The 19186-nt window shown below is 73.0% G+C and carries 18 protein-coding genes and 1 pseudogene; 9 read left to right on the top strand and 10 right to left on the bottom strand.

The genetic code is table 11. The annotated features are described in order from the left end of the window. Positions 1-159 precede the first annotated feature (159 nt). The 3 genes from ACZ7EG_RS23960 to ACZ7EG_RS23950 all read left to right on the top strand — a co-directional run bounded on the left by ACZ7EG_RS23960 (position 160) and on the right by ACZ7EG_RS23950 (position 3627). Positions 160-825, top strand: a complete 666-nt coding sequence (locus tag ACZ7EG_RS23960) for an ATP-binding protein (protein WP_471082400.1) — start codon at positions 160-162, stop codon at positions 823-825. Then, complete coding sequence (locus ACZ7EG_RS23955; RefSeq protein ID WP_471082397.1) at positions 822-1256, top strand: hypothetical protein; 435 nt, start codon at positions 822-824, stop codon at positions 1254-1256. Before ACZ7EG_RS23960 ends, ACZ7EG_RS23955 begins: the two co-directional genes overlap by 4 nt. Before the next feature lie 415 nt (positions 1257-1671). Then, on the top strand, positions 1672-3627 hold the full coding sequence (locus ACZ7EG_RS23950; protein WP_471082394.1) for an ABC transporter ATP-binding protein: 1956 nt from the start codon (positions 1672-1674) through the stop codon (positions 3625-3627). A gap of 9 nt (positions 3628-3636) precedes the next feature. Here ACZ7EG_RS23950 and ACZ7EG_RS23945 read toward each other — a convergent pair whose 3' ends face one another. Then, entirely contained in the window at positions 3637-3819 is a 183-nt protein-coding gene (locus ACZ7EG_RS23945) for a hypothetical protein (protein ID WP_053671240.1), read from the bottom strand. Between the two features lie 308 nt (positions 3820-4127). Beyond that, positions 4128-5485 (bottom strand): annotated as a pseudogene (locus tag ACZ7EG_RS23940) (amidohydrolase). A 134-nt stretch (positions 5486-5619) separates the two neighbouring features. Here ACZ7EG_RS23940 and ACZ7EG_RS23935 point away from each other — a divergent pair. After that, positions 5620-6573, top strand: a complete 954-nt coding sequence (locus tag ACZ7EG_RS23935) for an endonuclease/exonuclease/phosphatase family protein (RefSeq protein WP_471082390.1) — start codon at positions 5620-5622, stop codon at positions 6571-6573. A gap of 263 nt (positions 6574-6836) precedes the next feature. Here the strand turns inward: ACZ7EG_RS23935 and ACZ7EG_RS23930 are convergent, their stop codons facing one another. After that, positions 6837-8729: an FUSC family protein gene (locus ACZ7EG_RS23930; protein ID WP_471082387.1), complete on the bottom strand. Its 1893-nt coding sequence runs from the start codon at positions 8727-8729 to the stop codon at positions 6837-6839. Positions 8730-9041: 312 nt separating this feature from the next. On the opposite strand from ACZ7EG_RS23930, the gene ACZ7EG_RS23925 reads away from it, so the two are divergent. Beyond that, complete coding sequence (locus ACZ7EG_RS23925; RefSeq protein ID WP_471082384.1) at positions 9042-10001, top strand: expansin EXLX1 family cellulose-binding protein; 960 nt, start codon at positions 9042-9044, stop codon at positions 9999-10001. Here the strand turns inward: ACZ7EG_RS23925 and ACZ7EG_RS23920 are convergent. Then, positions 9988-10767 (bottom strand): nucleotidyltransferase domain-containing protein, encoded by a 780-nt coding sequence (locus ACZ7EG_RS23920; protein WP_471082381.1) that lies wholly within the window; start codon positions 10765-10767, stop codon positions 9988-9990. The two genes, ACZ7EG_RS23925 and ACZ7EG_RS23920, sit on opposite strands and share 14 nt — an antisense overlap. Positions 10768-11006: 239 nt before the next feature. Here ACZ7EG_RS23920 and ACZ7EG_RS23915 point away from each other — a divergent pair, with 239 nt between their 5' ends. Together ACZ7EG_RS23915 and ACZ7EG_RS23910 are read left to right on the top strand one after the other, a co-directional pair. Further along, on the top strand, positions 11007-11408 hold the full coding sequence (locus ACZ7EG_RS23915; protein ID WP_471082378.1) for a RidA family protein: 402 nt from the start codon (positions 11007-11009) through the stop codon (positions 11406-11408). Between the two features lie 12 nt (positions 11409-11420). Continuing rightward, positions 11421-12026 (top strand): gamma carbonic anhydrase family protein, encoded by a 606-nt coding sequence (locus tag ACZ7EG_RS23910; protein ID WP_471082375.1) that lies wholly within the window; start codon positions 11421-11423, stop codon positions 12024-12026. 1 nt (position 12027) lies between these two features. On the opposite strand, the gene ACZ7EG_RS23905 is transcribed toward ACZ7EG_RS23910, so the two are convergent. Then, the gene (locus tag ACZ7EG_RS23905; RefSeq protein WP_471082372.1) at positions 12028-12750 is read right to left on the bottom strand and encodes an aspartate/glutamate racemase family protein; all 723 of its coding nucleotides are present in this window, start codon (positions 12748-12750) and stop codon (positions 12028-12030) included. Positions 12751-12755: 5 nt separating this feature from the next. Beyond that, a complete protein-coding gene (locus tag ACZ7EG_RS23900; RefSeq protein ID WP_471082369.1) occupies positions 12756-14207 on the bottom strand; it encodes an NCS1 family nucleobase:cation symporter-1 in 1452 nt (483 codons plus the stop codon). Positions 14208-14375: 168 nt separating this feature from the next. Between ACZ7EG_RS23900 and ACZ7EG_RS23895 the strand changes: the two genes are divergently transcribed. Next, positions 14376-15059 (top strand): GntR family transcriptional regulator, encoded by a 684-nt coding sequence (locus tag ACZ7EG_RS23895; protein WP_471082366.1) that lies wholly within the window; start codon positions 14376-14378, stop codon positions 15057-15059. Here the strand turns inward: ACZ7EG_RS23895 and ACZ7EG_RS23890 are convergent. The 3 genes from ACZ7EG_RS23890 to ACZ7EG_RS23880 are packed head-to-tail and all read right to left on the bottom strand — an operon-like array spanning position 14984 to position 17755. Next, on the bottom strand, positions 14984-15760 hold the full coding sequence (locus ACZ7EG_RS23890) for a uracil-DNA glycosylase (protein ID WP_471082363.1): 777 nt from the start codon (positions 15758-15760) through the stop codon (positions 14984-14986). The genes ACZ7EG_RS23895 and ACZ7EG_RS23890 overlap by 76 nt on opposite strands. A gap of 52 nt (positions 15761-15812) precedes the next feature. Next, positions 15813-17141 carry an MFS transporter gene (locus tag ACZ7EG_RS23885; protein ID WP_471082360.1) on the bottom strand — a complete coding sequence of 443 codons (1329 nt, stop codon included), beginning with the start codon at positions 17139-17141 and terminating at the stop codon, positions 15813-15815. Beyond that, a complete protein-coding gene (locus ACZ7EG_RS23880) occupies positions 17138-17755 on the bottom strand; it encodes a helix-turn-helix domain-containing protein (protein WP_471082357.1) in 618 nt (205 codons plus the stop codon). The genes ACZ7EG_RS23885 and ACZ7EG_RS23880 overlap by 4 nt, the downstream gene beginning before the upstream one ends. A gap of 165 nt (positions 17756-17920) precedes the next feature. On the opposite strand from ACZ7EG_RS23880, the gene ACZ7EG_RS23875 reads away from it, so the two are divergent. Continuing rightward, the gene (locus tag ACZ7EG_RS23875) at positions 17921-18526 is read left to right on the top strand and encodes an RNA-binding S4 domain-containing protein (RefSeq protein ID WP_471082354.1); all 606 of its coding nucleotides are present in this window, start codon (positions 17921-17923) and stop codon (positions 18524-18526) included. Between the two features lie 73 nt (positions 18527-18599). Here the strand turns inward: ACZ7EG_RS23875 and ACZ7EG_RS23870 are convergent, their stop codons facing one another. Beyond that, positions 18600-19061, bottom strand: a complete 462-nt coding sequence (locus tag ACZ7EG_RS23870) for a DoxX family protein (protein WP_471082351.1) — start codon at positions 19059-19061, stop codon at positions 18600-18602. Positions 19062-19186: the final 125 nt, after the last annotated feature.

The following is a 19186-nucleotide window of genomic DNA, read 5'->3' as shown; positions in this document are numbered from 1 at the left end:
GAACTGATTCGAACAAAGGTTTCGAACTGATCTTCGACGATCTCAACTGGCGCCGCGGGGGGTGCTGTTGCGAGCAGTGTGCCACGGCCTTCCAGACCGTCACACAGCACTCTGCAATTTCCAGAGTGACACTTGCCAAGTGTTCACGGCGGGGCGATAGTGGCAAGCGTGATTCCGTCCGCGCCCTTAGGAACAGACGCCGCCGCAGGCCCTCTCGGGCTTGGCGCCGCCACGGAGGAGGTCCCCCTCGGGGCCGCTGCCGAGCGCCGGTTCCGTTTCGAGCTGGCCGCACATCCGGGTTCTCCCGCGCAGGCCAGACGCCTGACCCGAGCCCGGCTGACGGGCTGGTCGGTGTGCGAGGACACGTGCGACAGCGCGGCCCTGGTGGTTTCCGAGCTGGTCACCAACGCCATCGTGCACACGGCGAGCACCCACATAGTGTGCGAGCTGCACGACGGTGACGACCTGGTACGGATAGCCGTGCGTGACGAGGGCTGCGCCCCGGGCCAGCCCCACGCCGCCGGCCGGACACGGCCCGAGGAGGAGCACGGGAGGGGACTGCTCCTCGTCGACGCCCTCTGTCATTCCTGGGGCGCCCACGAGAACGGCCCCGGGCTGCTGGTCTGGGCCGAGCTGCCGCGCACGGCGGATCTGCCGGACGATCCAGCCGAGCCCTGTGCCGACCTGGGCTGGGGCGCCCGCCCGAAGCGCGGCCCGTCCGATGACTCGGACGACGGAGACGGAGCCCGTCAGGAGGCCCGCCCCACACGCGGAACCCCGGAGGTCCCCTCGCAGAAGCGCCGCCGAGAGCTGGGGCACGCATGAGCCCCGCGCGGGGAGGTCGCGTGCTGAACCTGGACACGCTGGTGCGCGTCCGCCGCGGGCTGCGGACACCCGGTCCGGCCCTGCGGCTGCCCGTGCCCGACGGCATGACGGCCCCGCTGGGCTGTGACGCGGTCGCCGTCCCCGCCGCCCTCGGCCCGCTGGTCATGCCGCGGCTGCCCCGCGTGGGCTGCGTCTACGCCGACGAGACGCACTGGTGGTGGCTGGTGCCGTCCGACTCCGACCACGCACTGGAGTGGCCCGCCCCGGCGCAGTACGTCACCGGCGCGGCCGTCCCGGACCTGCCGGAGATCCCCGACCTGATCCACCGTCCGGACGGCACCCTTCCCTACACCCCGCCGATACCTCTGTATCTGGCACTGTGCCGCGCGACGGGAACGGCACCGTCCTGGTCCCGCGCGGTCAGCGCGTAGACGAACCCGCCGGTCCCCGCTCGACCAGCCGTCGCCCACCACACCTCCGCACCCCCGGCCCCGCTCGACCAGCCGTCGCCCACCACACCTCCGCACCCCCGGCCCCGCTCGACCAGCCGTCGCCCACCACACCTCCGCACCCCCGGCCCCGCTCGACCAGCCGTCGCACCGTCGACGCGCCCCTCTTTCCGGCCGCTCCCCTGACCCCGGCGCATGCACCCGCCCCCTCACCCCCAGCGCATGCCCCCGTCCCCTCACCACCCCGCACCCCCGCGCCGCCCCGCACCTCCACCGCCCAGGTCGTGCGCCCGCGCGCATCCGGCGCCCCGGGCTACGCCCTGCCCTGGGCGGTGTCCGCCCCGCGATAGTGGCCGTTCGTTCAGCAGCGGGCCCGAGCGGGGGAGGTCGGTCGACTGTGGGGAAGAAGCGGACCGCGCCGGAGGTGTCCGAGTCGGAGCGGCTGCTCTTCGGCGGGCCACTGCGCTACGACATGGGCTGGAACAGGCACGCGGACGCGTTCCTCGAGCTGAACTTCCGCGCCATGATCACCCGGCTGCCGTCCCTGCTCGCGGCCAGCCTCCGGCTCGCCCGGCGTGCCGACCGGGGCGCCGCGCGAATCGTGCTGGCCGCCGAGGCGGGCAGGGGCGTGGCGCAGGCGGTGAGCCTGCTCGCGGTGAACAGCGTGCTGGCCCGGCTGATGGGCGGCGGGGAGATCGACGACCGGCTGCGCGGAGCCGTCCCCGCCCTGGTCACGGTGGCCGCAGTGATGTTCCTCGCGGCCCTGCTGCGGGCCGCGAGCACCTATGCCACCGGCCGGCTGGAGCCCAAGGTCGAGCGGGTGGCGACCGAGCAGTACCTGGAGCGGGCCGCGGCCGTGGAGCTGGCCGCGATCGAGGACCACGCCTTCCACAAGCTGCTGGACACCGCGCAGTACGGCGCCGCCTCCGCGCGCCGGATGATCTCCTACGGGACGCGCGTGATCAACGCGATGATCTCCCTGGTCGCGGCGGCGGGCGTGCTGACCGTGCTGCACCCCGCCCTGCTGCCGCTGCTGGTCACGATGACCCTGCCGAGCGCCTGGAGCGCGCTGACCGTCGCCCGGCGCCGTTACGAGTCCTTCCACGCCTGGGTGCAGCACGCCCGCGCGGGCCGCCTGCTCGGCAGCCTGCTGATCGAGCCCGAGGCGGCCCCCGAGATCCGGGTGCACGGGGTGGGCGCCTTCCTGCTGCGGCACTTCCGCGCGATGTCGGAGACGGCCGAGGCCGAGCAGGCCCGCCTGGCGAGGCTCGCCGCGCGCACGGGCCTGATCGCGGCGGCGTGGACGGGCCTGGCGACGGTGGCGACGTACGCGACGCTGGGCGGGCTGCTGCTGGCGGGCGCGATGGCCCTGTCGGTGGCGGGTACGGCCGTGATCGCGATCCGGACCGGCTCGCAGAGCCTGGACACGCTGGTGGTGGAGGTCAATGCGCTGCACGAGGAGGCGCTCTTCGTCGGCGATCTGCACCGGCTGTACACGGAGGCGGACCAGTGGGCGATCCCGGCGGGCGGCACGCAGCTGCCGGAGGATCCACGCGAGATCCGCTTCGAGAACGTCACCTTCCGCTATCCGGGCGAGTCCGCCCGCCCCGCCCTCGACGACGTGACGCTCACTCTGCCGCTGGGCCGGATCGTGGCCCTGGTCGGGGAGAACGGCTCCGGCAAGACCACCCTGGTCAAGCTGCTCGCCGGGCTCTACACGCCGGAGCAGGGGCGGATCCTGTGGGACGGCGTGGACGCGGCGACCGCGGACCGGAACCTGCTGGCCGAACGGATCGCGATGGTGGCGCAGGACTTCAAGCGGTGGCCGTTCACCGCGCGGGTGAACGTCGCCCTGGGACGGACGTCGGTGCCCGTGAGCGAGGACCGGCTGGCGGCGTCGATCGCCGAGGCCGGGGCGGAGGCGGTGGTCGCGGACCTGCCGCGCGGGCTGGACACGCTGCTCGCCCGCAACTTCAGCGGCGGGCACGAACTGTCCGGCGGCCAGTGGCAGCGGCTCGGCATCGCCCGCGCCGCCTATCGCAGGGGCCGCATCCTGATCGTGGACGAGCCCACGGCGGCCCTGGACGCCCGGGCCGAGCTGGAGGTCTTCGAGCGGATCCGCGCCCTGGCCGACAGCGGCCAGACGGTCGTACTGATCACGCACCGGCTGGCGTCCGTGCGGCACGCGGATCTGGTGCACGTCCTGGACCAGGGCCGGCTCGTGGAGTCGGGGACGCCGGACGAGCTGCTGGCGACGGGCGGGCTCTACGCCGAGCTGTACGCGCTTCAGGCGGAGCAGTTCACCTCGTCACCCGCGCCGGTCAGGAAGGTGCCGGCGCCGAAGGCGGGCTGACGGCACACGTCAGGCGGTGGCGTCGGCCGCGTCCCCGCTGCGCACGATCACCAGGAACATGTCCGTGGCGAGGTCCATGACGACCTCGGCAGGCAGGCCCTCGCTGCGCCGCGCCTGCGCGAATTCCTCCGCAGGCCAGGAGCCGCGCGGCCCACCGGCGGGAAAGCGCTCGAGCACCGTTCGCCCGTTCACCCTGCACCTCCATGTAGCGCTGTACTCGTAGAGTTAAACGCCAACCATGGGGTGAACGGCTCGCGAAGTGACGGTTCTGAGACGTACTTGACACGCGTTCACCGCTAAGTGTGACCAACTTCTCAGCCTCTTGGCGCATGTGTTCACTTTCGGTATCGGTCGGCGTACCCGGCGTGATACCGAACGCCCTCACTGCCCACACGTGCCCCGAAGGCCGACGCACGCCCCATCCGTCCGGGACGGTGACCGACGGGAGGGCGGAACTCATCGTTGCACGGGAGGCTTTCCCGGATGGTTTCGCGGGGCCGTCAGGTGTCGTAGCGCTGGACGCGCCGGCCGTGGCTGCGGTCGACGCGGGCAGGCGCTCCTCCAGTTCCCGCACCGCCTCCGGCACGTCGATCGTCAGCAGTTCCCGGTCCCGCATGAGGATCCGTCCGTCGACGATCGTGGTGCGCACGTCGGCGGAGCGGGCGCTGTGCACGAGGGTGGCGGCGAGATCGTGGACGGGCCGGGTGTGGGGGCCGGTGAGGTCGACCAGGACGACGTCGGCCTTCCGGCCGGGCGCGATGCTGCCGACGCGGTCCCCGAGCCCCACCGCCCGGGCGCTCTGCAGGGTGGCGTGGTGCAGCGCCTGGCGGGAGGCCAGCCAGCGGGGGTCGCCCTCGGCCGCCTTCTGGACCAGTGAGGTGAGGGCCATGGACTCCCACACGTCGAGGTTGTTGTTGGAGGCGGCGCCGTCGGTGCGAGTCCGACGTCGACGCCGATGTCGCGCAGGGCACGCACGGGCGTGGTGTCGGGCCAGGCGAAGTTGAGGTAGCCGCGGGGCGCGCCGGCGACGGCCGTACGACCACCCGACCGCTGAAGGACGGGCAGGTCGCGGTCGATGATGCCGGTGCCGTGGGCGAGGAGTACGTCCGCGGAGAGGATGCCGGTGCGTTCCAGGACCTCGATCGGAGTGACACCGTGGCGGGCCAGGCCGGTCTCGGTCTGGTCGCGGTTCTCCGCGGCGTGCAGATGCACGGGCAGGCCGTGCGTGCGGGCGAGCTCGGCGGTGGCGGCGAGGTCGGTGTCGTCGACCGTGTAGGGGGCGTGGGGCGCGAGCGCGGTGGTGATCCGGCCGTCAGCCGCTCCGCGGTGGCCCAGGGCGAACTCCAGTGACCTTTCCCGGCCTTCGGGCCCCTGCGAGGAGAAGAAAGTCTCCCCGAGCAGGGCCCGCAGGCCGGATTCAGCGACCACCCGTGCGACCGCGTCCATGGCGAAGTAGTGGTCGGCGAAGCAGGTGACGCCCGCGCGGATCATCTCGGCGCAGGCCAGCCGGGCCCCCAACTCGACGTCTCGGGCCGTGAGGTTGGACTCGACGGGCCAGACGACGTCGTTGAACCACTCCTCGGTCGGCAGGTCCTCGGCGAGGCCGCGCAGCGCGACCATCGGGGCGTGCGTGTGGCAGTTGATCAGACCGGGCAGGGCGACCTGGCCGGGGGCTTCGATCGCTCGGCGGAGGGCAGGTCCGCGACCTCCGCGGTGGTCGTCACCGCCTCGACGACACCGTTCCGTACGACGATCGCGGCGCCTCCGCGAACCCGATCGGCTCTTGATCGTCGTGCACGAGGACGGTACATGCGCTGATGATGAGCTCGGCGGGACCGTCCGCGGCAGAAGGCGTCACCACGCCAACGTACGACGACGTCGTAGGGCGGCATGAGCCGAGCCGCACATCCCGTCACGGCTCTGTCGCGGGGCGGGCCGGGCGCGCACCCTGGCCTCACCACCCCGACTGTCGGCTTCTGAAAGGAGCCCGGCATGCTCCTCGGCACCTGGAACCTGGAGAATCTCTACCGGCCCGGCGGCCCGTACGGCCCGCAGGACGAGGCCGAGTACGAGGCGAAGCTCGCGGCGCTCGCCGCCGTGATCACGGAACTCGATCCGGCCCTGCTCGGCGTGCAGGAGGTCGGGGACCCGGAGGCCCTGAAGGACCTGGCCGGGATGCTCGACGACGACTGGCATGTCGCCCTGTCCGAGCACGCGGACAGCCGGGGCACAAGGGTCGGGTTCCTCAGCCGTGTCGCGATGACGGTGGTGGCCGACACGCGGGCGTTCCCGGCGGAGCTGCGTCCCGTCCAGGCGGACGATTCGGGGCTGACGGCGCGGGAGGCGGGGCGGGGCCTCCTGGCGGTCGAGGTCGAGGGCGGGGACGGGCCGCTGCGGGTGGCCGTATGCCATCTGAAGTCCAAGCTGCTGTCGTACCCGGACGGCCGTTTCCAGCCCCACGACGAGGGCGAACGTGCCCGCTGCGGCGCCTACGCCCTGTACCGGCGGGCCGCCGAGGCGGCGGCCCTGCGCGCCCTCGCCGACCGGCTGCTGGCCGGGGACGGGCAGGGGCGGGACGTGGCGGTACTGGGCGACCTGAACGACGAGGTGCAGGCGGCGACCACACAGATCCTGCTCGGCCCGCCCGGCTCGGAGCTCGGCACACCGGGCTACGACCGGCCCGACCGGGGCGATGCGACGCGGTTGTGGGACGTGGCCCCGCTCATCCCGCCCGGGCAACGCTGGTCCCGGGTGAACTCCGGGCGGCGCGAGCTGATCGACCACGTCATGCTGAGCCACCGCCTGATGCGCCGGGCGACGGCGGCGGGCACGGGTCTGCCGGGCGAGGGCCCGCCCGCCCTGCCGTCGGTCGGCCCGGACCCGGCGGAGCGGCGCGGCGAGCCCGGCTCGGACCACGCTCCGGTATGGGTGCGGGTCGGCGGCTGAGCACCGTGGCCGTGCCGGGCGGGCTAGCCGACGAGGGGTGCCCGGGGCCGGGTCAGCGCCTGGCCCGGTGCGGTCGCGACGGGCGAGGAGCCGCTGTCAGGGGGCCGGGTCGGCGGCTGAGCACCATGGCCGTGCCGGGCGGGCTAGCCGACGAGGGGTGCCCGGGGCCGGGTCAGCGCCTGGCCCGGTGCGGTCGCGACGGGCGAGGAGCCGCTGTCAGGGGGCCGGGTCGGCGGCTGAGCACCGTGGCCGTGCCGGGCGGGCTAGCCGACGAGGGGTGTCCGGGGCGGCCGTAGGCCCACCCGTTCACCCCGTCCGGCGAGTTCGGCGAGGACGGCCGTGAGGCGCTCCTGGTGGCGGGGCCCGATCCGGCCCGTGTCGTCCAGGTGCACGGCGCAGGCGGTCGTGGTGTCGACGAGGCGTTCGAGGAGGTCGGCCACCTCGTCCGCGCCTTCGGTGTGCCGGGCGAGGGCGGGCAGTTCGTGGGCGGCGCGGGAGATGGCCGAACGGGCCTCCGCCAGGGTGCGATAGGCCTCGCGGCGCAGGGTCCAGCGGGTGGCACGGTGGCCGGAGGGCGTGCCGGAGTTCCCGATGCGCGGGGCATCGGCCTCGTCGATGACGTGCGTGAGGTAGGCGTACGCGGCCTCGTTCGCCGCGACGAGCCGGGCTCGCACTCCCCCGCCGCGCTGGCCGGGCATCGGCAGGTGCCCGACGATCAGCACGATCGCGCAGGCCAGCAGCGTCTCGCCGATCCGGCCGGCGGAGGCCTGGGGCTCGCCGCCGACCATGACGAGCGCGAGGACCAGGACGGTGACGACGGCGGTCTGGGCGGCGAAGTGCCGGGTGGCCACGGGTATCAGCGCTCCGCTGAGGGCGACGAGCGCGATGAGCCCTTCGGGGTGGGGCAGGACGGCGGCGAACCCGGCGAAGAGCAACGCCCCGAGGACGGTACCGGCGGCCCGGTTCAGCACGCGCGAGGCCAGCGGCCCGAGGTCGGGCTTGACCAGGAAGACGGCCGTGGCCGGCAGCCAGTACCAGTGCTCGTGCTGCCCGTACCACTGGCCGCGGTGCAGCGCCTGGGCGACCGCCGAGCTGGCGCCGAAGCAGAGGGCGACGCGCAGCCCGTACTCGCGTCCGGCACTGCCGAAGACGGCGCGCAGCCGGTCCCGGGCGCTGCGGGACCGGGTGTGCAGGTCGCCGCCCCGGCCCTGGTCGAACGCCTCGGCGGCGTGCAGGAGGGCGTCGTCGAGGGCGCGCAGGGCGGGCGCCGAACGGGACGGTGCGGGCAGCGGCCCGGTGTGGGTGTTGCCGCGCACGGCGGCGGCGAGCCGCCGCGGGCCTTCGGAGGCCCGCTCGGCGACGGCCTGCTCGGCCCAGGCGAGAGCGGTGGCGGCCTCCGCCAGGGGCAGCGCCGCGGCGTACTGCGCGTGCAGCCGCCGCTCGGCGGACGAGGAGGCGTACCTCCGCAGCCGGGGTCCGGCGAGGGCGTCCTGGGCGTGGTCCAGGGCGGCGGTGAGCGCGGCCCGGCGGCGGATGGCGTCCGGCCCGCCGACGGCGTCGAGCAGATCGGCGACGGCCTCGTACACACCGGCCACGGCCAGCCGCTCCCCGTCGAACCGGAAGTCACCCGCGAGAGAGCCGGGCGTGGGCAGGACGAGCCGCAGCACGAGCAGCCATCCCGCCCCGGCGAGATAGGCGAGCGCCCGCTCCCAGCCCGGCTCGGGCAGGGGCATTCCGGCGCCGATCGCCGCGCCGACCAGCAGCTGCGTTCCGGCGGCGGACGCGACGGGCCCGACGGCACTCATGCCCCCGGCGACGAGCCCGACGACCGTGAGCACCACGGTGAGGACGACCGCCCCGGTCCCCTGCCCGGTGTACGTCCCGACCACGAGGCCCGTGGCACCGCCCAGGGCGGGCGCTCCGATCCGCTTGACCGAGAGGCGGCGGCTCCCGGGCCGGTCGTTGATCCCGGCGAGCATGGCGGCGATGGCGGCGACGACTCCGAGGGAGGTGAGACCGGTCTGCACGGCCACGAGAAGGACGGGCCCGGCGGACAGGGCCCCGCGCGTCACCGCGTTCCAGGGCACCGGACCCCGCTGGGCACGCAGGGCGTGCGCGAGCCAGGGCGGAAGCTTCGGGGCGATGCGGCGGGACACGGAGCTCCTGTCGTCTCGGCGAGGGCAGGGGTGAGCCTTCGGGCGACGGCGGCCGGGGCGGGGTGTGGCTGTCCACGGTAGGCGGGGTGTGCGGAGGGCAGGTTTCCGGAACGTGTCGAACGGCGCGGAACCGGTGTTCTTTATGTACGCAATCAAGAGGGACGCCACCACGAGGGACGCCACCACGAGGGACGCCATCACGAGGTACGCGATCAGGAGACGAGCCGCGGCAACCTTTTCGGGCCCGGCGACCACTGGTGAGTCGTGAGCGCGTGTTCTCCCGAACCACGCAAGGACCCGAAGGACTCATCCGTGGCATCACCGTCCCACCGCCTTCCCGCCCGCAAGCGGCGCTCGGCGCTCGTCCTCACCGTCGCCGCGGCGGCCGTGGGCCTCCTCGTCTCCCTTGTGATCGCCTTGCGCCCCGGCGGTGAACCGGACACGGTGCGCACCGCGGCCCAGGCCACCGCCGGCGCCCGGCCGACCGCCCCGCCGACGACCCACAAGGCCACACCTGCGTCGAAGGTCTCCAAGGCACCCAAGGCTTCCAAGACCTCCCGTGCCCCGAAGCCCGCCGCGACCACCCCTTCGGCGAGGCCCTCGCCCACCGCCACCCGGCCCTCCGCACCGCGTCCGGCGTCCGGCACGGCACCCCTGGCGGGGCGGGTCAAGCCCGGCACCACCTACAACGGCGTCGCCACGCACTACGACGCCGCGGACGGTAACGGCGCCTGCCTTTACGGCCCGAGCCCCGACCTCATGGTCGCCGCGATGAACCACACCGACTACGAGACGTCCCAGGCATGCGGGGCGTACATCCTGGTCCGCGCGGCGAACGGCGCCTCCGTCACCGTCCGGATCACCAACGAGTGCCCCCTGCCCTGCGCTCCCGGGCAGATCGACCTCAGCAAGGAGGCCTTCGCGAAGCTCGCCGGACTCTCCGCGGGCCGGATACCGATCACCTGGAGTCTGCAGAGCCCCGACATGTCCCAGACGCTCTCGATCCGCTACAAGACCGGCTCCAGCAGCCACTGGTGCGGCATCCAGGCACTGGGCCACCGCAATCCGCTGGCCCGGCTGGAGGTCAGGACCGGCAGCGGCTGGACCCGATTGACCCGTACCGAGTACAACTACTTCCTCTCCCCCGGCGGCACCGGCTGCGGCGGTCCCCTCAGGCTCACCGACATCTACGGCGAACAGCTCACCGTCGACGGCATCGCGATCCGCCCGGACACCGTCCAGCCGACCCGCGTCCAGTTCAGCCGGCGGTGACGGCTTCCACGGCCCGGGCGAGGAGGGTCTCCGTGTCGGTGACGGCCCGGGTGAGTGCGGCCGGATCGTCCGTCAGGTCGCCCAGGACCGTGTCCACCTGGCGCAAACCCGCCCGCGCGACCAGCCCCTTCTCGTTGGTGACCCACTCCCCGCGCGCGGCCAGTACCGCGTGCGCGGTCTGGGTCGCCGCGAGCGCGATCGCGCCCGCGACCTGGGTGACGGCGCCCTTCGGAGCGTGGCCGGCCTTGGCGTAGGCGAGGGTGGCCGCGGCCATGCCGTGCCAGTGCGCGGGGGCGCTCTCGCGCAGGGGCCGCGGATACGCGCCCGCGCGGGGCAGTTCGCCCCGCAGCACCCGGTTGACGGCGAGTTCGGCGACGAGCAGGTACGTCGGGATGCCCGCCAGGTGGAACATGAGGGGCTCGACACGGAAGCGGCCCGCCTCCGCTTCCGCCGACTCGTGTTCGACCACGTCCAGATCGCGGTAGTGGACGTCCACGGAACGGCCCTCGATCGTCAGCCATGCGCCCGAGTTGAAGACGCCGCCGCCCCAGGCGCCGAGCTCGCAGACCTCGCCCTCCCAGCCGACCGCGCGCAGGTCGGCCGGGTCGAAGGCGCCGCGGTAGTAGACCGCCAGGTCCCAGTCGCTGTCGGGACGTTCGGTGCCCTGGGCCCGGGAGCCGCCGAGGGTGACGGCCTCGACGGCGGGCAGGTCGGCCAGGCGGTCGGCGGTGGTGGCGAGGAAGGTGTGGTCCGGGAGGGTGGGCACAGCGGCTCCTGGGCAGACGGGACCTGGGCGGGCGGAACGTCGTGGACAGGCGGGACTTGGGCAGGCGGGACTTGGGCAGGCGGGACTCGGGCAGCCGCAGCCGGGAGCCGGGCAGACGGGACCTCGGCAGCGTAGGGGGCGGCCCGGTCCCCGGGTAGTGAAATACGGGTGCGTGCACGTGCCGCGGCCCGCATGATCGGTGGGTCGTCGTGCCGCCGCCCGCAGATCGGAGCCCTCACGTGATCCGCCGCGTCACCGTCCCGAGCCTCTTCCCGCCGCCCACCTACTCCCACGCGTCCGTCGTGGAAGCCGGCACGCGGCTGGCGTTCCTCGCCGGGTCCGTACCGCTGGGCCCGGACGGCACGCTCGTGGGACCCGGCGATCCCGTACGGCAGGCGGAACAGGTCATCGACAACCTGCGCGAGCAACTGGCGGCCGTCGGCAGCGACCTGGGGCATGTCGTGGCGACCGACGTGTACGTGGTGAGCGGCGAGCCGGCCGTACTGTCCGCCGTCTGGAGCGTGGTCGAGGCGTCCGGACTCAGTACGGGTCCGCACTCGTCGACGCTGATCGGCGTGGCGTGTCTCGGGTACACCGGGCAGTTGGTGGAGATTACGGCGACAGCAGTCGTTCCCGAGTAGGCGAGGACCGCCATGTTGATCGAGCACCGCGGACGGCGCCCCGTCGTCCCCGAGTCCGCGTACGTCGCCCCGACGGCCGTTCTGTGCGGGGCCGTCGTCCTCGGTGAGCGCAGCCGGGTGCTGCACGGGGCCGTGCTCACCGCCGAGGACGGGGAGGTGCGGGTCGGTTCGGACGTCGTCGTCATGGAGAACGCGCTGGTGCGGGGGCGTGCCCGACACCCCGCCGTGATCGGTGACGCGGTGCTCGTCGGCCCGCACTCCCATGTCAACGGGGCGACCCTGGAGGACGAGGTCTTCGTGGCGACAGGCGCCTGCCTCTTCCCGGGGGCCGTCGCGGGCGCCGGCTCGGAGCTGCGGATCCACAGCGTGCTGCACGTCAACTCCGTGCTGCCGCCCGGCACGGTCCTGCCCATCGGCTGGATCGCGGCGGGCGCGCCCCGGGCCCGGCTCTTCGCCCCCGGGGAGCACGACGAACTCTGGCAGATCCAGGAGGCGCTGGACTTCCCCGGCACGGTGTACGGCATCCCGCGCGGCACGTCGATGCGGGAGGTGATGGCCCGCCAGGCGGGGTTCTACGGGGCTCATCAGGGCGACGTCCCCCTGGACAGCCCGGCATGAGCTACTGCTCTCCGGTTCTCCCCCACACCCTCCGTTTCGGCAGCGGCCCGGCGTAGCTCCCCACCCGGCTCGTCGTCAGGCCCAGCGCCACCAGCGACTCCGCCAGTCTGACCGCCGCGGCGACCCCGTCGACGACCGGCAGGCCCAGCTTTTCCCCGACGATCCGCTGCAGCCCCGTCATGCCGGCGCAGCCCAGGACGAGCACCTCGGCCCCTGCCGCGCAGGCCCGTTCGGCGGCGGCCAGGAACGCCGTCTCGGTCCGCTCCCCGTCACCGAGGTCGAGCACGTTCAGGCCCGTGCCGACGATCGCCGCGCAGTTGCGCGCCACACCGGCCGTCTCCAGGCTGTCCTCGATCTGGCCGCACGAGCGTTCCAGGGTGGTCACGACGCCGTAGCGGCGGCCCAGCAGGCAGGCGAGATGCGCCGCGGCCTCGGTGATGTCGACGACCGGTACGTCGACCAGTTCCCGTGCGCCCTCCCTCCCGTGCTCCCCGAATCCGGCCATGACCACGGCGTGGTACTGCGGTCCGTCGTAGGTCCGCAGCGTGTCCAGGACGGCGGCGGCGGACAGGTAGCTGTCGAGCCAGCCCTCCGCGGACGCCGGTCCCCAGGCGGGGGTCAGTCCGGTCACGGTGGTGCCCGGGCCTGCCGCGGCCCGGGCACCTCGTACGATCTCCTCGGTCATCTCCTGCGTGGTGTTGCAGTTGGTGACGACGATCCGCACGTCTCTCAGACCTCCGCGGTGGTGCGTTGGGGACGGCACAGGGCCGCGTACAGCCCGGCGGCGAGCGCCGTGCCGATGAACCAGGAGTAGGGGGCGACGTCGCTGAAGGTCTTCACCAGCGCGAGCACCGCCGCGACACCGGCCGCCGGGAGGAACGCCCACAGTGCCTTGGGGTTGAAGCCCTTGCGGTAGTGGTAGCGGGCGCCGGGCGAGGCGTCGAACAGCTCGTCGACGTTCACGCGCCCGCGCTTGACCCAGTAGTAGTCGACCATGATCACGCCGAACAGCGGGCCGAGGAACGCGCCCAGGCCGCCGAGGAAGTAGTTCACGACGGTCGGGTTGGAGAAGAGGTTCCAGGGGGTGACGAGCAGCGCCGCGACGGTGCTGATCATGCCGCCGACCTTGAACGTGATCTTCTGTGGCCACACGTTGGCCAGGTCGTACGCCGGTGAGACGAAGTTGGCGACGATGTTGACGCCCATGGTGGCGATGGCGAAGGTCAGCGCCCCCACCACCAGCACCCAGGTGTTGCCGATCTCGGCGACGAGGTGGGCGGGGTCGGTGATCTCCTTGCCGAAGACCTCGAACGCGCCCGCGGTGACGATGACCGACACGATCACGAAGGCCGTGGAGTTGACGGGCAGGCCCCAGAAGTTGCCGCGCTTGACGGACTTGTAGTCGGGGGCGAAGCGGGAGAAGTCGCAGAAGTTGAGCATCAGGGTGCCGTACGTGGCGAGGACCAGGCCGATCGCGCCGAACCACTGGCGCCACTGCTCGCCGACCGAGACCGGGTGCGGGGTCGAGGTGAGCGAGATCGTCCAGCCAGCCTTGGCGAGAATCCAGACGGCCAGCGCGATCATGACGAGCCAGATCGCCGGGCCGCAGAAGTCCTGGAACTTGCGCACCGACTCCATGCCCCTGCTGATGATCGCCGCCTGGACCAGCCACAGGGCGATGAAGGAGACCCAGCCGAGCGCGTCCAGGCCCAGGAAGGAGTTGTGCGTCCACGACTCCAGACCGGGCCACGCCGCCAGCAGCATCACGTTGACGGCGACGGAGGCGAGGTAGGTCTGGATGCCGTACCACATGATGGCGATCACGGCCCTGATCAGCGCCGGGATGTTGGCACCCCAGATGCCGAAGGCGATGCGGCTGACCACCGGGAAGGGCACGCCGTGGCGCTGGCCGATCTTCCCCATCCAGTTCATGCCGATGTAGATGATCACGAACCCGACGAGCAGGGACGTGAAGATCTGCCAGACGTTCATGCCCAGGAAGAGCAGTCCGGCGGCGAACGTGTAGTTGCCGAGGTTGTGGACGTCGGACATCCACATGGCGAAGAGGTCGAAGACCTTCCAGTTGCGCTTGCCGGCGGGCGCGAGGTCTTCGTTGGTGAGCCGGGGATCGGGGACGAACGCTGGGGTACCGGTGGTCGCGGCACGATCGGCGAGGGACACGGGGCCTCCAGAGCAAGGGGACGACGGAGGGCTGCGCTGCGGGGGCTGCACGGCGGGCGCGTTTGGTATACCAAACTGCCGCCATGGTCTCGCCGTCAACAGTTCCGACAGATATCGCTCCCGTTAACGCTCCGTAAAAGCCACCTCGCGTCGGCGAAGATGGGCTGCATGACGAAGATCGAACCCCTGGGAGCGGTGCGCGAACGCGTCACGTCCGAGCTGCGGCAGCAGATCATCGCGGGCAGCCTGCTTCCCGGCGACCGCCTGGTCGAACGCGAGCTGGCGGAGCGTTTCGGCGTCTCGCGCGTGCCGGTCCGGGAGGCGATCCGGGCCCTCGTGGCCGAGGGCTTCGTCCACTTCGAGACACCCCGCCGCACGGTGGTGCGCCGTCTCACCCCGACCGACGTCAAGGAACTGTTCGAACTGCGAGAAGCCCTGGAGGTCTACGCCGCCGGACTCGCCGCGTCCCGCGCGACCCCGGAGGACCTGGCCGCGGTCCAAGAGCTGATCGACCGCGCGGCCGGTGCCACCGAGGCCGGGGACGCCGAGGCGATCACCGACATCAACAGCCGGCTGCACGACCGCATCATGGCGATGGCCGGCAACAGCCTGCTGAGCGAGGCCCTGGAACCGGTCGCCGGGCGGCTGCGCTGGATGACCCGGCGCAACGAGGAGTGGCCCCAGCTCCTCGTGGAACACCGCGAGCTGTACGAGGCCATCGCCTCGGGCGACCCGGACCGGGCCCGAGCGCACGCGCTGACGCATGTGCGGACCAACTACCGCTCCACGGTCCGCCACCTGTTCGGCGAGGAGGCCGCTCCCGGGCCGCCTGGGGAAGAGGCCGCTCCCTGACCGCCCCGGGTCGGCAGCTCCGCCGCTCGTCCGGCCGTCCGCAGGACGTCGCGCAGCATGGTGGGGGTGAGCCGGCCGGTGAAGGTGTTGCGCTGGCTGACGTGGAAGCAGCCGAAGAGTTCCAGGCCGTCGAGGTGGAACCGGGCGCCGTGGGAGAAGGCGGGGCGTGGCCGGGGCACGGACCAGCCGGCCTCGGCGAACGCGGGCAGTGCGGCCTGCCAGCCGAAACCGCCGAGCACCACCACGGCCCGCAGTGTCGGGCGCAACAGCCGCAGTTCCTGCACAAGCCAGGGACGGCAGGTGTCCCGCTCCTCGGGGGTGGGTTTGTTGGCGGGCGGGGCGCAGTGCACGGGCGAGGTGACACGCACGCCGTGCAGCTCCAGGCCGTCGTGGGCGTGCACGGCGGTCGGCTGGGAAGCGAGGCCCACGTCGTACAGCGCCTCGTAGAGCACGTCCCCGGAGCGGTCGCCGGTGAACATCCGGCCGGTGCGGTTGCCGCCGTGCGCGGCGGGAGCGAGTCCGACGATCAGCAGCCGGGCGTCCGCCGGCCCGAAACCGGGCACCGGCCGGCCCCAGTACGTCCAGTCCGCGAAGGCGGCCCGTTTGGCCCTGGCCACCTCCTCGCGCCAGGAGACCAGCCGCGGGCAGGCCCTGCAGTCCGCGATGCGCCGGTCGAGGAGGGGAAGACCGCTGGCGTCCATCACTCCACGGTAGGGGTGGCGGGGACCATTCCCCGCACCGGGGGCAGAACGCTCAGGACACGCCGGCACGCGAACTCGAGGCGATGGCCGTGTCCGGCGCGGGCCGTGCGCCGACGCGGCGCAGCCAGAGCAGGGCCCCGGACAGCAGCAGCGCTCCGGTCAGCAACCATGGCAGTGGGCCCGGCGGCAACACCCCGACGAGGAGGCCGATGAGCGCACCGGCCAGCTGCAGGGCGAGCGACTGGACGGACAGGGCGGTGGCCCGGCCCGCACCGGCGACGCGGCGGTGCAGGAGGTCGTTCTGGTTCGGAGACGCGGCGCCGATGCCGAGGTAGAGCAGGCAGAAGCCGACGACCGCCAGGGCCGTGGCCATCGGGTGCACTGAGGTCGCGCCGAGGGCGAGCAGAAACAGGCCGGTGGCCCCGGTGCCGAGACAGACCAGCACGGCCCGTTCGCCACTGCCCGCGACCCGGGCGGTGAGCGGCGCGAGGTGGCTGCCGACACCGTTGCAGACGAACCCCACGCAGGAGAGCGCGGCGTACACCATCGCTCCGGAGCCCGGCGCTCCGGTCAGCTCGACGGTACGGCCCGGTACGAGCATTTCGATGGTGGCCACGCCGCTGCCGACGGCCGCGGCGGTGAGCAGGATCCGGCGTACCAGTGCGTCGCGGCCGCCCAGCCGCAGTCCGCCCAGGACGGTGACCGGGACGCCGCGCAGCACCGAACGCAAGGTGGCCGGCGGCCGCGGCGGCTCCCGCAGGACGGCCAGCACGTAGCAGACGAGGACGACCCTGACGGCGGCTGCCAGCAGCATCGGAACAGACAGGGGCAGCACCGCACCGGACGTCGCCTCGCTCAACCGGGCGCCCAGGTCGGGGCCCAGCCCGAGGAGCCAGGGCAGGGCGCCACCGAGCAGCATGCCGACCGCGAGCGCGGCGGAGGTCGCGGAGCCGCCCCTGGCCAGGCCCGTGCGCAGCTCGGCGTCCGGGCCGGAGCACTCCTGGACGGTGTCGACGTACCAGGCCTCGGCGGTGCCGCTGGACAGGGCCCGGGCCGCGCCCATGAGCACCATGCCGGCGGTGAGCACCCACGCGGTGGTGCCGAGGCCGACCAGGACGCAGGCCACCAGGTTGAGCACCCCGGCCACGGCCAGCACCGGCCGGCGCCCGAGGACGTCGGAGAGCCCGCCCGTGGGCAGCTCCAGCGCGGCCACGGTGAGCGAGTGGGCGGCGAAGAGCCACGCGATCGTGGCCAGGGACATGCCGCGCTCGCTCAGCAGCAGGACCATCGAGGCCAAGCCGAGGCCCGACGGCAGCCATAAGAGTGCGCAGACGGTGACGTAACGTCGGCGAGCTGTCCGCGCCCTGAGCGGCTCGCTCATGAGGCGCCCTGCCGGTCCGTGTCCCCACGGTCGTGCGGGGCGATGGGCAGACCGGCGGTGAGCAGCACCACGTGTTCGGCACGCGGGTCGTCCGCGTCCCGGGCCGTCAGCTCCTCCAGCTTCCGGGCCACGGTGTCCCAGAGCTCCGTGAGCGAGTGAGCCGTCAGCCGGGGCATGAGGTCACTGACCCCGGACGGCTCCACCCATTCCTGGCCGAGACGCCCGGCGGCCAGGTCCGCCTCGTGCCGGGCGAGGGACCTCTCGAGATGCTCGACCTGCTGCCGCCGCGAGAGGCTGACGAAGGCCCGGCCCGCGGCGGTGGACTCCATCGTCTCGTTGCTCCAGGACGTGAGGGTGTGCAGCGCTCGCCAGCGCCGCTCCCGCCCGTCGCGGTGCTCGGCCTCGGCGATGAACGCGTACTTCGCCAGTACCCGCAGGTGATAGCTGGTCGACGCCGACGACTCCCCCGTCCGCGCGGCCAGCTCACTCGCCGTGGCGGGCCCGTCCTGCCGCAACAGCCCGAGCAGCTGGATGCGCAGGGGGTGGGTCAGGGCCTTCAGCGCGGCGGTGTCGTGTTCAGGATCGAGTAGGCGCTTGTGCTCGTCGCTGTCCATGGCGGGGAGGTTAGGCCGCCGAAGGCACTTGGCAAAACAGTTTTTGCAAAATTTCTTTGGCAGAGCGGGTTCTTCGGCGGCCTGAAGCGGGGGCCATCCCCGCGGGCGACGTCGAGGGCTCTCGAAAGGCTCTCGGAGGACCCTCGGAGGACTAAGGTCGAGAACATGGCTTCTCAGGGTGCGCAGCACGACAGGACGGACGGAGCGGCAGGCCCGACGCCCGGCTCCCCCACGCCCGTCGGCATCTCCGAGGGCGGCGATGCCCAGCCCCTGGATCCGAAGGTCGCCGCGGCGATCACCGCTGCCGAGGCCGCAGGCCCACAGACGGGGACCACCGTCCGCGTCGACAGCTGGATCTGGTCCGTACGCCTCGTCAAGAGCCGCTCCATGGGAGCCACCGCCTGCCGGGGCGGCCACGTGCGCGTCAACGGCGAGCGCGTGAAGCCCGCACACGCCGTCCGTGTCGGTGACGAGGTGCGCCTGCGGCACGAAGGCCGCGAACGGGTCGTCATCGTCACGCGGCTCATCCGCAAGCGGGTCGGCGCCCCCGTGGCCACCCAGTGCTACATCGACAACTCCCCGCCGCCCCCGCCCCGCGAGGCCGTAGCCCCCGCCGGCATCCGCGACCGCGGCGCAGGCCGCCCGACCAAGCGGGACCGCCGCGAAATGGAACGCCTCCGCGGCTCGACGGGCCCCGGCAGCGTGTCCGGCCCCGGGCCCGTTCCCGGCGGCGGAGCCTTCGGCAACGGCTCGGGCAGACCGAGGCCCTGAGCGAGCGGCAGGTCAGACCGCCCCGGGGAGGGGCCGTGGGCAAGGCACCGTGGGCAAGCCGAGACGCGGCCGGTCACATCCGACGCCGCAGCAGCCGGAGCAGATCCGCATTGTGCCGCCGCCGCGCCCACGCTATGAGGGTGAGCGGCACGATCAGAATCACCGGCGTCGCCGCGTACTGCCCGTCGAAGACGGCTGTCTGCACGATGAACGCGCCCACCATCAACGCGCTCAGCGCCATCGCCGCCACCGACTGAAGCACCGGGATCAACAGCGCGATCGCCCCGGCCAGTTCGAGCGCGCCGATGGTGTACATCCCCGCGCTTCCCCAGCCGAGCCGGTCGAACGACTCGGCAGCCGACGCGTGTCCGATCAGCTTCGGCAGGGCGCTCGCGATCCCGTAGAAGAGCGCGAGCAGCACCTGCAGAGCACGCAGGGCGATTCGCGCACGCCGCCCGCGAGCGGTCGCGGACTCGGCGATGACGACGCCGGCCGGGGTGGGATCGGGCGGGACGGCAGCGGTGATCTCGGACATGAAGGTCTCCTGGTCAGAGCGGTCCGTAGGGGTGTCGGAGAGGTAGACCGGCCCTCGCTCCGGAACTCATCGCCGCCCCGGGAACATGAAGCGGAATGGTCACCGCGACGCTGCCGGCCCCGCCC

It is taken from the genome of Streptomyces sp. NPDC037100 (assembly GCF_055606225.1).
The sequence above is the reverse complement of the archived record's forward strand: the minus strand, read 5'-3'. Positions and strand labels throughout refer to the sequence as shown.